This is a genomic window from Bradyrhizobium sp. WSM1253 (assembly GCF_000244935.1).
Lineage (GTDB): Bacteria > Pseudomonadota > Alphaproteobacteria > Rhizobiales > Xanthobacteraceae > Bradyrhizobium > Bradyrhizobium canariense.
The window spans coordinates 167,159-179,274 of the sequence record NZ_JH600072.1; the positions used below are offsets into that span (position 1 = coordinate 167,159).

The following is a 12,116-nucleotide window of genomic DNA, read 5'->3' on the forward strand; positions in this document are numbered from 1 at the left end:
CGGCCATGTCGCCGAGATGCTTGGAGAAGACGAGGAATGGCTGTTCGAGGTCGCCGAAGAAATGGACCCCGAGGATGGGTCGTGGGCGTCGGTGAAGATGGGGTGATGGCGTTCACCGATGAGGGATCGAGAACCTCAAAGAGCTGATCGCAATCCACAAAGAGGACCCTAGCATCATCGAAAAACGCCGCCAAGTGCTCGCTGCGACGATGAAGCCGAAAACCGAGGAGTCCGACGAGCTCTAACGGTTAACTGGAAAGATCAGCGCGCTGCGGCCTACCGCGTAGGGTTACCCTATGATTGCTGAAATAAGTAAGTGTTAGTCGATTAGAAAATTAAGTAGCTCAATCACGAAATGTAGCCAAAAATCCCGTCTCAGTCGGCGGTTCTGAGAGCCGTAGGAACATAGCAATCACTGCCCGGCTTGCTGTCTCGCTAGCTCTCTCCGTCGAGCTGGCGGAGCGGCCCCGGCATCAACACTCAGGCCCCCAAGCCGGGGTCGTCTCTCGTTCGATGGAGGAGAGTCCTCATGCTCCCGGACAGTGCGCCAGCTTACGCTGAATTGCCAAAATGTCCCGGTGTCTTCCGACGGTTGCCTTTCATATGCCAAATGACATAGGCAACGGCTAAATCAAACTGGCGCCAAGGCAATGCTGCAAAAAAGCCGGCCCCAGACGATGATTCCTGAGGCCGGAAGTTCTACGCGTCCGCTCCGAGACATCGCCCGGAGCTGGAGGCGAACGCGCCCGGATTGCCGGTTGTTCCCGATCCTCATGGACCTTAAGAGCCGGCGCACTGATGCATGTTAAGCCTTCTGCCGATTGTGAAATTGATCATATTGCGAGCCAGAGATGCTGCGGTACGATCATCGCACCGGGGCTGGCTGCATATTTCACCTAGTCGTTTTTCACCCGGAGTTTTTGACCGCGCGGGCCGCAGCAGCAGTCCCCCTGCTGCGGATTCGTGTTCACGGCTCTTAGTACCAACGAGTTCGGTGTCCTGTGCCATGGAGAAGATATTGTGTCCAAAGAGAAAAATTGCCTGATCGTTCGTGCTGCGGGAAGACAACTGGACCTTTTACGCGGCGAAGCCTCCCGCATCGCGAAAGGCAGTAACGTCGATTGGTGGATCGATCAGGCGGAGGTCGGCACTCGCTTCTGCTTCGAGGATACAAAAGCAAAAGAGTCCTTCGCTCTCGCTTGTGACAACTTCGGTATTCCCTGCCAAGACGGCTAGCCCGCAATCGAGCTGTAAGCCGACGGCAGGGCCGCACAATCATAATAGAAGTCCGGCGCTAATGCGGCTCCCGTGCCCGGAGGTCCGCACCTGATCCCAAGGACGCGAACCGAGCCCGTCGGCGCCGCCGAGAGCGGACTCATGAAGCGGCGCACTGGCCAAGATGAGGGTCAAGCTGTTCCACTGAACTCGTTCGTACCCGCGCTGAGGCCGCGCAGTGAGATCAGATTGCGCTGTGTACAGCGCGCCTGAATGGGACGCGAGATCAGAACCAGCTGCGGTTATGTTGGAAACATGCCTGTTTGGTGCGGTCCCAGATAAAATCCGCGCCGCCGCAGGGTGGACGGGGGCGAGAGGTCGCCGGGCATTCGTTCCGAACCTTGGCTCCCGTGCCCCAGCCGTCAACGACACATGCGCCACCGCTTGTCCTGTGACAGCCCTCGCCACAACCACCCGCTGCGTGTGCCCCACTATAAGCAGCAGCGAGAACCGTGGTCGCGAGGAGCATTCCTTGTAAGATTTTTATCACTGCCAGACTCCTGAAAGCGAATGATCCCGAGCGAAGGACAAGATAATAGCTCCTGCCGTGCCGCTTAGCTACGATCAGCGCGACGCGAGCGTCGGCACCGCGACCCGCTCAATGGCTGCGCTCCCCGGTTCGAAGCTGTTGATCCAGCATTTTACGACCTGTGGAAAAGGCGGTTAGGTCAGCGCAGCTGCAGTTTTCGAATCATCCACCTGTATGCGTACTGGAGGGACGTTCTGTTCCGGGTGCGCGTGTGAGCCACTTTTTCTCAGTCCTGCTATTGCTGACCAACTTGATGCTAACGCTATGTTTCGGCGTCGCAGCGTGGCGCGTTTCCGATGGCGGCGGCGCTCATAGCGGCGTTGAAATTGGAGCGTCTGCTTGGGTGCAGACATTGGCGAACGAGCCGCCTGCCCTTCTGCAGTAGCTTTAGCCGATCGCCTAGTGATCTCGCCATCGCCGCCGCGGGCGACCCACCTGCTGTTCTATGCGCGGCGGCGCCGCTGTGCTCTTACGGAAACGCCGTCATCGAAACAGCTAACGTCTAGAGTGGGTCGCAGGCTGCCGTCGAGGCAAATTCATATAGGCGTCCGGTTGCTAAGGGCCAATAGGCGCCGGTTCGGCGCGGGGCTGCAAATCTCCAGACTAGTTCGAAAGGGGGGACGTCCTCGGCTTCGGGCGGCGAATCCATCCAGACGGACGAAGCCTAGACAAACGTGGAAGGTAACGGCTAGTCATTCGCATGAGTTGGATTCCGAACTGGCTGCGACGGGCAGATGTCAGCCTACGACCTAGAGCCGGCGCTCAGGTCGACTTACAACCGCTGTCGGAGCGCAGCGGCCGAGGGCTGAAGGCAAACTTGTTTCGCTTCCCGGGCGCAGTGTGGTCCTGGAAGCGCGGCTGTGTAGAGCTGTCAGAAGGCGACGTGATTGCGCTGCATCTTGTTGTCGAGCGGATCACGGAAGCCGGGCTGAAGGTGCGTCTGTCAGGGCGCCTTCGCGGCTGGGACGGTGCGTCGCCTGTTTGGACTTTGCTGGTGCGCAAGCGTTAGCGGATTGGGCCCCTCCTGAATTGGACGGTGACGAATGACGGCTTGGGGTCAGAATCGTCGGTTTGACAGCGCGCGATGTCCGGTCTGGCTCCGACTACGGTCGTGCTGAACGTTGCCTCCATGTTCGCTTGCGGGCCAAGACCCGTCATCGGTTGGGTGGGCATTCCATCTAATCCGTCGTACAATCGGATCCAAAGTGGATCGCGGGCCATGGCGCAGGAGCGGCAAGGGCGGGTCGAGCGCAGATTGGCGGCTATATTGGCTGCCGACGTGGATGGCTATTCGAGGCTGCTTCACCGAAGGCTTCGCGACGCATGATCTAAAGGAGGCAAAGGATGGGCCCGATGGCGTTGGGATGGCAATGCGCGGCGACACAGTACCCAGCATTGGGCGCATCGAGTCTATCGTGCGTTGGGGCGATCGTTGGATCGTGGCAACGAATAGCGGATTGGTCGCGACCCCATGAATGGCGCTCCTGACTTTTCTAGCTGTTTTCTACCGCCTATCCGGCGTTTCGAGTTTGTGGTTGATCAGCTCTTCATTGAGCTGTCGCTCTGCTTCTAAATAGAACTCCTGATCCCTCTCCTTTGGCATTCCGGCTTGCTGCCACAGTTGATATGCTCGGCGCTCGATGTCCTTTTGGCTTCTGGGACCTGCCATGTGCGTTACTCCCGATGACACCAACTCTGAGGCTGGCCACCCTCTCCAGAATTCGTCCCCCCCCCCCTGCTAGAATTCCTGGGTGGTTAGTTGTTTTATCTACCCTGGATCACATCCGTCTGACCACTGGGCGGTTACAAGAAACCCAGTTCCATTACAGCCGGATCGGCTATAACCATGAACGCTGATGGGGCCGGTGATTCCGTTTAAGCGATGATCGAACATGACGTTCACTACGGTAGCGTCGCAGTTGTCACCGCCATGGTGCTTGTAAATTGGAAGACGGCGCCAACTGTCCGAGATGCCGGACGTTCGGCAAACCGACGCTGCGATCTTGCGTCCCGAGCTTCGGTTATCCGGTCCGATGGAGGTGATCGATGGCGACACGATCCGTCACGAGCGGGAGATCTACCCCCTTGTGGGCTTCGACACGCCAGAGCGCGGCGACAAGGCCCGTTGCTAGGACGAGCGGTTCCGGGCGGAGCTAGCCATCAAACGGCTGGAAGAACTGCTTGCTGATCCGTGCGCTCGCCTGGAGCGGGTGGCCTGCGCCCATAACTGGGGTGAGCAAGATACCTAAGCTCTACAACTACGGACCGCTATGCGGATCGCTCAGTGTTGGTGGCCGTGATGTTGGGCGCGATCCTGATCAGCTAACAGCTTCCGCACCCCACGGGTGTGGGGCGACGAGATGTCCGACGCGTCGCCCCTTGTGCAGTTAGAACTTTTGGAGCGCTGGCCCACTGCAGTTAGCCGCTAGATGCCGACTTCAGCGCCGGAGCAAAGCGTTCAGAGAAGCTCGCGGCCTTCGCATCCCGAGCTGCAGAAAGGGAGGCGGAGATCAGGGTTGAACACCCCACGAATGCGATCGCCAGTAGAGCGGCGCCGAAAAATAATGATCGCATTTAACCCTCCTGGTAGGACGTCAATGCCATTCAGTCTTGGACGGCTTTGTTTCAGCGTCATTTCGCGGAAGGAAGAAACGGCTTCATACACGCGGTCGTGATGCAGACCGTTCACGGCGTGCCGGCGACAAACTGCTCGCAAAAAAAAGCTGCACGACCTAACCGGCCCTGCGGCCTGTCCGGGAAAATCGGGTATTTACGTAATGACAAGCCCGGTTGGCCGCGGCAAGGTAGGAGTCGAGTTCGCCGATTTGGGCGAGCAGAAACTCAAAAACATCGACCGCCCGGTCCGGAATCGAGAGCAGCGGGCGCAAGATCCGGCGATACTTCGAGAACGTCTCCGGCGGACACTGAAGTCCGCGTCCCGCTGCCGCGAGCATCACGTTCTGCAGGAACATGCCGAGGTCGAGCCAGCTTCCGGTTTCCAGCCGACGATCGATCGTCGCGATCAGTCCCACGGGCGCTCCGAAGAACGTGTAATTATTTGCGGTTTGCCTGCTTCTTGCTTCGGCATCGGCTTGGCCAATTCCCAGCGACCCGTAGAACAGCCGTCCGAATTCCTGTCGCCGCTCGAGGTACGGATCAGGTAGGTCGCTGGCGTAATATTTGTATTCCGAGACGTGCTCGTCGCGGCGCGTTTCGTTGCGCGTCCAGCAGCGCCGCCGAGACTCTGGCCTTTGCGGCGCCGCCCAGCACGTGGACGTGCGAGGGCTGAATGTTCGCACCGCTGGGCGCGAATCGCGCGACATGGAAGATCTGCTCGATTGTCCCTCGCGACACCGGAGCTTCGCAGAATTCACGGCACGAAACCGGCGCGTCATGATCTCGTCGATCGAGCTATGCGTAGGGACGCGCCCCTCTCCTGATCCGATCACGGCTCGTTCAGGCTCGCACATCCTGGCTCGACTGGCGCTCATCTGGATTTTAGTCCGCTTCGCAGCAATCAAAGGTCAGTTCGGCCAGGCCGAACCGAGGATGATCGAGCAGAAGTTCTGGCGGACATAGGCCATGTCATTGAGCGCAAGGACGTCAGCCTTTACGTTCCCGAAGGTCGTCAGCGGCTTCTTGATGATGCCTTTAGCGAAGTGATCTAAGATGTTCTCCTTGAAGTTTGCTTCCCGGGGATGATGGACGCAGACATGGTCACGCTGTTCATGAGTAAAATCGTGAAAGGCGATCCCGAGAACATCCATTTCCACCCCCGCGGTCACCAGCGCGATAGTGGGTCGCATATGCTCAGGAATTCCGGGGGTAGTGTGGAGCGCGATCGCGGTCCAGACGTCCTCGATTTCACGCTCCGGCAAGCCGTAGCTTTTCATGAAATCACGAGCGGCATTGGCACCGTCGACCTCGAAGCGCAGGTCGGGACTGGAATATTTCTCTGTGAGCCCCATGTCGTGGAACATCGCGCCGAGGTAAAGCAGCTCCGGTTCGTACTTCTGGCCGTGGCGCTCGGCGGTGAGCGCGCCCCAAAGGAAGACACGGCGGCTGTGATTGTAGAGCAGGTCGTCCTCAGTATCGCGCACGAGCTGCGTAGCGGCGCGAGCGATAGCGCTGTCAGGCACGCGGATGCCGGCGATGATCTCAGACATTGAGCACTCTCCTTGTTTGCGTAGAGGGCTGGTTGCTTGCCACTATTTGCCAACTGAGTACCGCTCCGTACAAGGAAGGGCATCCTGCGGATCAGGACAGCCGTACGTCTTTTCCTGACATGACGGTTCGTAGCGAAAGCAGGATCGCCAGCGTCGTTCTGGTAGGAACGCGCGATCTATTCCGGGGCCGTCCGCCTGAAGCTCGCGCGATATTGGATGGGACTCACGCCAAGACGGGCGGTGAACACGATCCTCATCCGATCCGCCGACCCGAAGCCGCAGTCGAATGCAACCGCCTTCAGCGGCCGGTCGCTTCCTTCCAGCATCATACGCGCCGCATCGATGCGGGCGCGCTCGATGAACTCGTGCGGCGTGATCCCGGTCGCCTGCACGAAATGCCGGGCCAGATTTCGTGCGCTCATCCCGACGACAGCGGCAAGGGACTCCAGCGAGTGGCGATCCCCGACGTTCGCCATCACATGGTCCTGGATACGGGCGATAGGCGATTCCGGATCGGCAGGCGCCGTGAGATAGGGGCTGAACTGAGACTGTCCGCCTTGGCGCTGGGCGACTACGACCAGCCGCTTGGCGACTTTGAGCGCCGTTTCCGCGCCATGCCGCTGCCCGACCAGCGCCAAACCCAGATCTATTCCCGCAGTCACACCCGCCGCGGTGATCAGCCGGCCATCGCGCACATAGATCAAATCAGGCTCGACTTTTGCTCTTGGGAACCTGGCCGCCAGCGCCTGCGCATCCTGCCAATGGGTCGTAACACGCCGATCGTCCAGCAGACCGGCAGAGCCAAGGACAAAGGCGCCGGTGCAGATCGATCCGTAGAGGCTCGACCGCCAGGGCAGCTCCTTGACCCACTGGAGCAGGTGCGGGTCGGGCTCCGCTTCCGGCGGCGTCGGAGTGCCCGCGACGAGAACAATGTCGAAGCCGCCCGTCGCCTCCTCGAAGGTGAGGTCGGCCAGTAGTCGGATGCCGTTCGAGGTACGCACCGGATTGCGGTCCGCAGCAACCAATACTGTTTGATAACGATCGGCACTATCGAGGAAGGTGTTCGCCTCGCTGAACACGTCCATCGGCCCGGCCACGTCCAACGCCTGAACCCCCTCGTAGACGACGATCGCGACAGCTTGTACCGGCACCTTTACTGCCTCTCCAGTCGGGCGCCTTATTATGCATGTCGTTCACGCAGTGCAAAGGCTGGGCGGTGCCTGGGCAGGCGAGCCTGCCGCGCAGTTATTTCGGTGCTGCGTCCTTGTCGGGGATCGTCAATGTCCCGTCTTTGGAATCGACCACGAAGACCGCGAGCAAGCTGGCTGGCTCGGTGTCACTCGCGTTCTCGCTGATCCTGTGATGTGAGCCTGGCGTTTCATAAAATCCTTCACCTATGTGATAGACCTGCGCAGGGTCATTGCCGACCTGGCTCCGGATGGCCCCGGACAGCACATAGGCGTAGATAAAGGCCGACTCTGCGTGGCGATGAGGCAGCGATTTGCTCCCAGGAGGGTAACTCACCAGGACAGCAGCTATTCTCTTTCCTTCGACATTCGGGAGTGCGTGCTCGAATACGAGCTTAACTTGCTCCCGATCCTGCGCGGTCGCGGGCGAAGCTCCCACAGCCATGACTGTTGCTGCCAGTGCGAACGACGCCGTCCGCGTTGCCCTCCTCACTATCCTTGCTGCAACTCCTGAACGGTTTGACAGCGCACCAATCCAATAGGTGAATCCATTGATCGGCATCTCGCACCTCCTCTTCTAATGAGCCCAGGGAGAACCGGCGATCAAGTCGCAGGCGTTCGGGCTCTTGAACTCCGGCATGAAGTGTTCGCAGACTCCGGCGTTGACCGTGCCGTACGTGGTCGCCGGCTTGTGCGCAAACCCGGCGAAATACTCCCGAACGAAGTCTTCCTTGAAATTCGTGCGGGGAAATTTGGCGACGATCTCCTCGCGAAGCTCCGCGGGAAACTGATCGAACCCTACCCCGATCACATCGAGCAGAACCCCTGAATTGAGGAGCGCGACCTCGGGTCCCATGTACTTCGGGATGCCGGGAGTGGTGTGCAGCGCGATGGCTTCCCAGACCGTCTGCACGTCGTCTTCAGCAATGCTGTGGGCGGTCAGAAACTGTCGAGCGGCATTTGCACCATCGACCTCGAAGCGTTCGTCTGGGCTCGAGAACTTCTCGATGAGGCCGAGGTCGTGGAACGCCGCGGCCACGTACAGAAGTTCAGAGTCAAAGCGCAGCTTTCGCTGGCGGCCCTGCTCCGCCGCAAACAGGTAGACGCGGATCGAATGATTGAAGAGAAGGTCCGTCGAATGTTCGCGCAGAACCTCTGTAGCTTCTTTCGCAAGCAAAGAATCGGGAATGACGAGAGCGGGGGCGGGATTTCGCGGAGTCATTTTTTGTCCTTTCAACAGAAACCGTGGGCTCGGCTGGCGCATTCAGACTGGCGAGCGGAAGATGAGACGCGATCAATCAGTGCGCTCCGACGGCGAGCACGATTTTCCCCTTTGGCCGGGGTCGCGCGCCCTCCAGCATGAAGTGAGCCTCGCGCGCATCCGCGAGGGGTAAGACTACGCCGACGTTTGTGCGCAGTTTTCCACCGTCCAGGAGGCGCGCGATTTCCGTCAGATACTGGCTCGTGACCTCGACCAAAAAGAAGGAGGCTTCGACACCGTGATGTTTCGCAAGATCCTGATCCGGGCGGGACACCGCGGAAATCAGCTTGCCGCCTCGACGAAGGACCTGGAACGAGAGGGTTTGCGTTTCTCCGCCGACCAGATCGATGACAGCGTCGGCTTCCATGATTTCTTGCTCGAAGCGCTCGGCCCGGTAGTCAATCACCTTATCGGCGCCGAGATTGCGCACGAAAGAAACGTCGCCCGTCGATACTGTTGCAACGGTTTGGACACCCGCATGACGGGCCAATTGAACCGCGTAGGATCCCACGTTACCGGCCGCACCGTGAATGACCACCGATTGACCTGCTTTGAGTTGGGCGTGATCAAACAGCGCCTGCCATGCGGTGACCGCAATGACGGGAATGGAGGCGGATTCAACGTGGGTTAGCGACGTCGGCTTGCCGGACACCATCTCCGCGGAAGCCAAGGCGTACTCGGCGTAAGCCCCGATAAACCGCGGATTGGTAACACCGTAGACCTGCTCTCCCGCACGTTCTGGCGAGACTCCGGGCCCAACAGCGACGATTTCACCGGAAAGATCCGACCCGAGAGTGAGCGGGAGCGGCTGCGGCAAAGCGCTCTTGCCGGCTCTGATCCAGCCATCCCATGGCCCTACTCCGGCGGCTTCAACTTTGATGAGGACCTCGCCGGGCCCTGGCTCAGGATGTAAGAGGGTCTCAAACTTCATGACCTCAGGCGGCCCAAACTCGTGCACGCGCCAGGCCATCATCGTTGACACAGTTCGGGCTTCCCAACCTAGAGGAACGATGCCGCTGGGGGTCATCTCACACTCCTTGCGCTCAGCTTGCCTCGGCTGCCGGTTAGGATCGATGGACATGCTGCTTGTGGCAACGAAGACAATCCGAGGGATCAGGACAGCGGTGCGTCCTTTCCGGACAAGGGCCCTTCGCCGCTTCCGCCAGCTGACCGTGCGCTCGCCGGCACTGCTCATCCCGGCCTCGCCGGCATCGCGTGGCCAAAGGACGACCGGCAAGGACGGCCCCGTCCATCCAAAGCCTCAAGCGCAGCGAAAACGCGGCATGTTCAACAAGGATTGACTTGATCATAAGTCCAGACTAATCATAAGCTATGACTGTTGATCATGCACAGCTGGCCGCGCTTGGCGACTCGACTCGTCGAACGATCTTCGAGCTGATCGCGGAGCGTCCACGTTCGGTCGTTGAGATTACCCGGAAGGTACCGGTCTCCCAGTCTGCCGTCTCACAGCATCTCAAGGTGCTGCGCGACTCGAGGCTGGTGCGCGCGGAGCAGAAGGGCGCAAGCAACGTCTATCACATCGACCCTCACGGACTTGGCCAGATGCGTGCTTGGCTCGACCGGTTTTGGAGCAAGACGCTGGCCGCCTACAAGGCGGCCGTCGAGCAACAGGAGCCACAATGAACACGCGTGTGGGACTTACGGCCGTGAAACAATCCATCGTGGTCGAGGCACCGATCGCGCGCGCATTTAAGATCTTCACCGAGGGGTTCGGGAGTTTCAAACCTCCAGAGCACAACCTGCTCCGCGTCCAGATCGCCGAGACGGTGTTCGAGCCACGGGTGGGTGGGTACATTATGACCGAGGCATCGATGGGAGCGAGTGCCGCTGGGCGCGCGTGCTGGCCTACGAACCGCCGGACCGGGTGCTGCTCAGCTGGGACATCAGCCCCCAATGGCAGATCGAGACTGACCCGGAAAAAACCAGCGAGTGGGAGGTCCGGTTCACTGCTGAAACGCCGCACCGGACCCGAGTCGACCTTGAGCACCGCAACCTGGAACGCCATGGCGATGGCTGGGAAGCCGTGCGGGACGGTGTCGACGGTGATCAAGGCTGGCCGCTTTATCTACGGCGCTATGCCGATCTTTTCACCCAGGTTCCTGACGGAAGTGCCTCGAAGCGCTCTGATAGAGGCAATCAGTAAGGATGATTGTTTCTGGCCGCCGTCAACGCGATAAGTTCAATAGAGGCCAGCATGGAAGCTTACAGCCTAAGTACTATCGGAGTGCTCGCGCTCTGTCTCGTGTCGATCCTTTTGGCGGTCCATTCAGGCTACTCCAAGGGACGTGCAGGGGCCCTCTCTGGTCCAGTGCTTCCGGCCGACGATGCGAACCTCCTCTATCGCATCGACCGCGTGCACATGAATTCTGTGGAGGCGCTGTCACCGTTCGTGGTCCCGGCCGTCCTGGCGATGATGGTTGGTGTCGGTCCAAGCACGCTCGCGGTGCTGGTATGGACCTATGTTGCGCTCCGCCTTGTTCACACCGCCATCTACCTGCGCGGCGGCAACGCAGCTAAACGCGGCAGCTTAAGAACCATCCTCTACGTGTCCGGTGCGCTGGTCACGGTGATCCTTGTTGCTGTGACCGGCTGGGCAGCCATGCACTGAGGAGATCGTCGCCAGCCGAGCTGAAGCCGCCCGCGCAAAAAAGAGCAGCCGAAAAACATCAGCGCACGCGGCTGACTTGAACTTGGGCTCGCTATTCTCCATCTCCTTTGCCGCTCCCTGTCGGACGAGTTTCCGTCATGGCGCGGCCGGCACATGGGAGCTCCCGTCGCGGAGAGTGGCCAATTCTCGTCAGGCATGGCAGATAGACCAAAGCGCCATCGCTCATTCCCGCGGAGAATAAGATGGACCGACTGGCTTCGATGGAGACGTTCGTGCGGGTTGTCGAGACCGGCTCGTTCTCGGGGGCGGCCCGACAGCTTCGAGTAGGACAGCCAGCCGTATCCAAGTCGGTCGCGCAACTTGAGGACTATCTCGGGGTCAAGCTGCTGACGCGCTCGACGCGGGGGCTGACACCGACCGAAGCTGGACACCGATATCTCGAGCGCGCCAGACGGGCGCTTGAAGAGGCCGCCGAGGCCGAGCTCGCCGCCCGCGGAGCAGGCGCAGACCTCAAAGGACGATTGCGCGTCTGCGCCGCCGTCACCTTCGCACGTATCCATCTCATTCCGCTGCTGCCGCAGTTCATGGGTAAGCGCTTAGCCGCAACCCTATTGAGGCTGGCTTGACGTTTTGCGGAATCGCCACGGCATGAGGTCTTTGATGCGGCTATGGGGATGGCCGTCGATGATCGTCTCGAGTGTTTCGGCGATGTAGGCGGCCGGGTTGACGTCGTTGAGCTTGCAGGTGGCGACGATCGAGGCGAGCAAGGCCCAGTTTTCGGCTCCGACCTCATGACCGGCGAAGAGCGCATTTTTTCTGGTCAGGCAGACTGGCCGGATGGCGTTCTCGACAGGGTTCGTGTCGAGCTCGAGGCGCCCGTCTTCGAGGAAGCGGGTCAGACCTTGCCAATGATTGAGCGCGTAGCGGATGTCCTCGGCGAGCGTCGAACCGCTGGAGATCATCGACAGCTGCTTCTCCGACCACATTTTCAAAGCGGCGACGAGAGCCAACGAATGCTCCTTTCGTGCGGCGAGCCGGATGTCCGGCGATGCACCGCGCACCATGGCTT

General features: G+C 60.0%; 14 protein-coding genes and 1 pseudogene. 5 read left to right on the forward strand and 10 right to left on the reverse strand.

What is annotated here, in order from left to right; genetic code table 11:
- Positions 1 to 1,020: 1,020 nt before the first annotated feature.
- A complete protein-coding gene (locus BRA1253DRAFT_RS40835; RefSeq protein WP_083869768.1) occupies positions 1,021 to 1,236 on the forward strand; it encodes a hypothetical protein in 216 nt (71 codons plus the stop codon).
- A 265-nt stretch (positions 1,237 to 1,501) separates the two neighbouring features.
- Here the strand turns inward: BRA1253DRAFT_RS40835 and BRA1253DRAFT_RS46055 are convergent, their stop codons facing one another.
- From BRA1253DRAFT_RS46055 to BRA1253DRAFT_RS00790, 9 genes are all read right to left on the reverse strand, one after another.
- Positions 1,502 to 1,744, reverse strand: a complete 243-nt coding sequence (locus BRA1253DRAFT_RS46055; protein ID WP_083869742.1) for a hypothetical protein — start codon at positions 1,742 to 1,744, stop codon at positions 1,502 to 1,504.
- Positions 1,745 to 3,308: 1,564 nt separating this feature from the next.
- Positions 3,309 to 3,473: a DUF2934 domain-containing protein gene (locus BRA1253DRAFT_RS40855; RefSeq protein WP_009859288.1), complete on the reverse strand. Its 165-nt coding sequence runs from the start codon at positions 3,471 to 3,473 to the stop codon at positions 3,309 to 3,311.
- A gap of 1,063 nt (positions 3,474 to 4,536) precedes the next feature.
- Positions 4,537 to 4,836 (reverse strand): nitroreductase family protein, encoded by a 300-nt coding sequence (locus BRA1253DRAFT_RS00765; RefSeq protein WP_371261293.1) that lies wholly within the window; start codon positions 4,834 to 4,836, stop codon positions 4,537 to 4,539.
- 124 nt (positions 4,837 to 4,960) lie between these two features.
- Positions 4,961 to 5,158, reverse strand: coding sequence for a nitroreductase family protein (locus BRA1253DRAFT_RS45775; protein ID WP_256375780.1), 198 nt, complete (start codon positions 5,156 to 5,158; stop codon positions 4,961 to 4,963).
- Between the two features lie 170 nt (positions 5,159 to 5,328).
- The gene (locus BRA1253DRAFT_RS00770) at positions 5,329 to 5,970 is read right to left on the reverse strand and encodes an HD domain-containing protein (RefSeq protein WP_009859289.1); all 642 of its coding nucleotides are present in this window, start codon (positions 5,968 to 5,970) and stop codon (positions 5,329 to 5,331) included.
- A 176-nt stretch (positions 5,971 to 6,146) separates the two neighbouring features.
- A complete protein-coding gene (locus BRA1253DRAFT_RS00775; protein WP_009859290.1) occupies positions 6,147 to 7,121 on the reverse strand; it encodes a GlxA family transcriptional regulator in 975 nt (324 codons plus the stop codon).
- Between the two features lie 94 nt (positions 7,122 to 7,215).
- Complete coding sequence (locus BRA1253DRAFT_RS00780) at positions 7,216 to 7,719, reverse strand: cupin domain-containing protein (protein ID WP_009859291.1); 504 nt, start codon at positions 7,717 to 7,719, stop codon at positions 7,216 to 7,218.
- A gap of 15 nt (positions 7,720 to 7,734) precedes the next feature.
- A complete protein-coding gene (locus BRA1253DRAFT_RS00785) occupies positions 7,735 to 8,379 on the reverse strand; it encodes an HD domain-containing protein (RefSeq protein WP_009859292.1) in 645 nt (214 codons plus the stop codon).
- 76 nt (positions 8,380 to 8,455) lie between these two features.
- Entirely contained in the window at positions 8,456 to 9,391 is a 936-nt protein-coding gene (locus tag BRA1253DRAFT_RS00790) for an NADP-dependent oxidoreductase (protein WP_009859293.1), read from the reverse strand.
- 359 nt (positions 9,392 to 9,750) lie between these two features.
- On the opposite strand from BRA1253DRAFT_RS00790, the gene BRA1253DRAFT_RS00800 reads away from it, so the two are divergent.
- From BRA1253DRAFT_RS00800 to BRA1253DRAFT_RS00815, 4 genes and pseudogenes are all read left to right on the forward strand, one after another.
- A complete protein-coding gene (locus tag BRA1253DRAFT_RS00800) occupies positions 9,751 to 10,062 on the forward strand; it encodes a helix-turn-helix transcriptional regulator (RefSeq protein ID WP_009859294.1) in 312 nt (103 codons plus the stop codon).
- A gap of 214 nt (positions 10,063 to 10,276) precedes the next feature.
- Positions 10,277 to 10,582: a hypothetical protein gene (locus tag BRA1253DRAFT_RS46060; RefSeq protein ID WP_371261294.1), complete on the forward strand. Its 306-nt coding sequence runs from the start codon at positions 10,277 to 10,279 to the stop codon at positions 10,580 to 10,582.
- Between the two features lie 51 nt (positions 10,583 to 10,633).
- Positions 10,634 to 11,047: an MAPEG family protein gene (locus tag BRA1253DRAFT_RS00810; RefSeq protein ID WP_009859296.1), complete on the forward strand. Its 414-nt coding sequence runs from the start codon at positions 10,634 to 10,636 to the stop codon at positions 11,045 to 11,047.
- 242 nt (positions 11,048 to 11,289) lie between these two features.
- Positions 11,290 to 11,640 (forward strand): annotated as a pseudogene (locus BRA1253DRAFT_RS00815) (LysR family transcriptional regulator); the annotation flags it as partial.
- 15 nt (positions 11,641 to 11,655) lie between these two features.
- Here the strand turns inward: BRA1253DRAFT_RS00815 and BRA1253DRAFT_RS00820 are convergent.
- Positions 11,656 to 12,111 (reverse strand): transposase, encoded by a 456-nt coding sequence (locus BRA1253DRAFT_RS00820; RefSeq protein WP_256375786.1) that lies wholly within the window; start codon positions 12,109 to 12,111, stop codon positions 11,656 to 11,658.
- Between the last annotated feature and the right edge of the window lie 5 nt (positions 12,112 to 12,116).

Coding starts and splice junctions, on each gene's coding strand:
- BRA1253DRAFT_RS46055 (WP_083869742.1), bottom strand. CDS start 1,744: ATGCTCCTCGCGACCACGGTTCTCGCTGCTGCTTATAGTGGGGCACAC.
- BRA1253DRAFT_RS40855 (WP_009859288.1), bottom strand. CDS start 3,473: ATGGCAGGTCCCAGAAGCCAAAAGGACATCGAGCGCCGAGCATATCAA.
- BRA1253DRAFT_RS00770 (WP_009859289.1), bottom strand. CDS start 5,970: ATGTCTGAGATCATCGCCGGCATCCGCGTGCCTGACAGCGCTATCGCT.
- BRA1253DRAFT_RS00780 (WP_009859291.1), bottom strand. CDS start 7,719: ATGCCGATCAATGGATTCACCTATTGGATTGGTGCGCTGTCAAACCGT.
- BRA1253DRAFT_RS00785 (WP_009859292.1), bottom strand. CDS start 8,379: ATGACTCCGCGAAATCCCGCCCCCGCTCTCGTCATTCCCGATTCTTTG.
- BRA1253DRAFT_RS00790 (WP_009859293.1), bottom strand. CDS start 9,391: ATGATGGCCTGGCGCGTGCACGAGTTTGGGCCGCCTGAGGTCATGAAG.
- BRA1253DRAFT_RS00800 (WP_009859294.1), top strand. CDS start 9,751: ATGACTGTTGATCATGCACAGCTGGCCGCGCTTGGCGACTCGACTCGT.
- BRA1253DRAFT_RS00810 (WP_009859296.1), top strand. CDS start 10,634: ATGGAAGCTTACAGCCTAAGTACTATCGGAGTGCTCGCGCTCTGTCTC.
- BRA1253DRAFT_RS00820 (WP_256375786.1), bottom strand. CDS start 12,111: ATGGTGCGCGGTGCATCGCCGGACATCCGGCTCGCCGCACGAAAGGAG.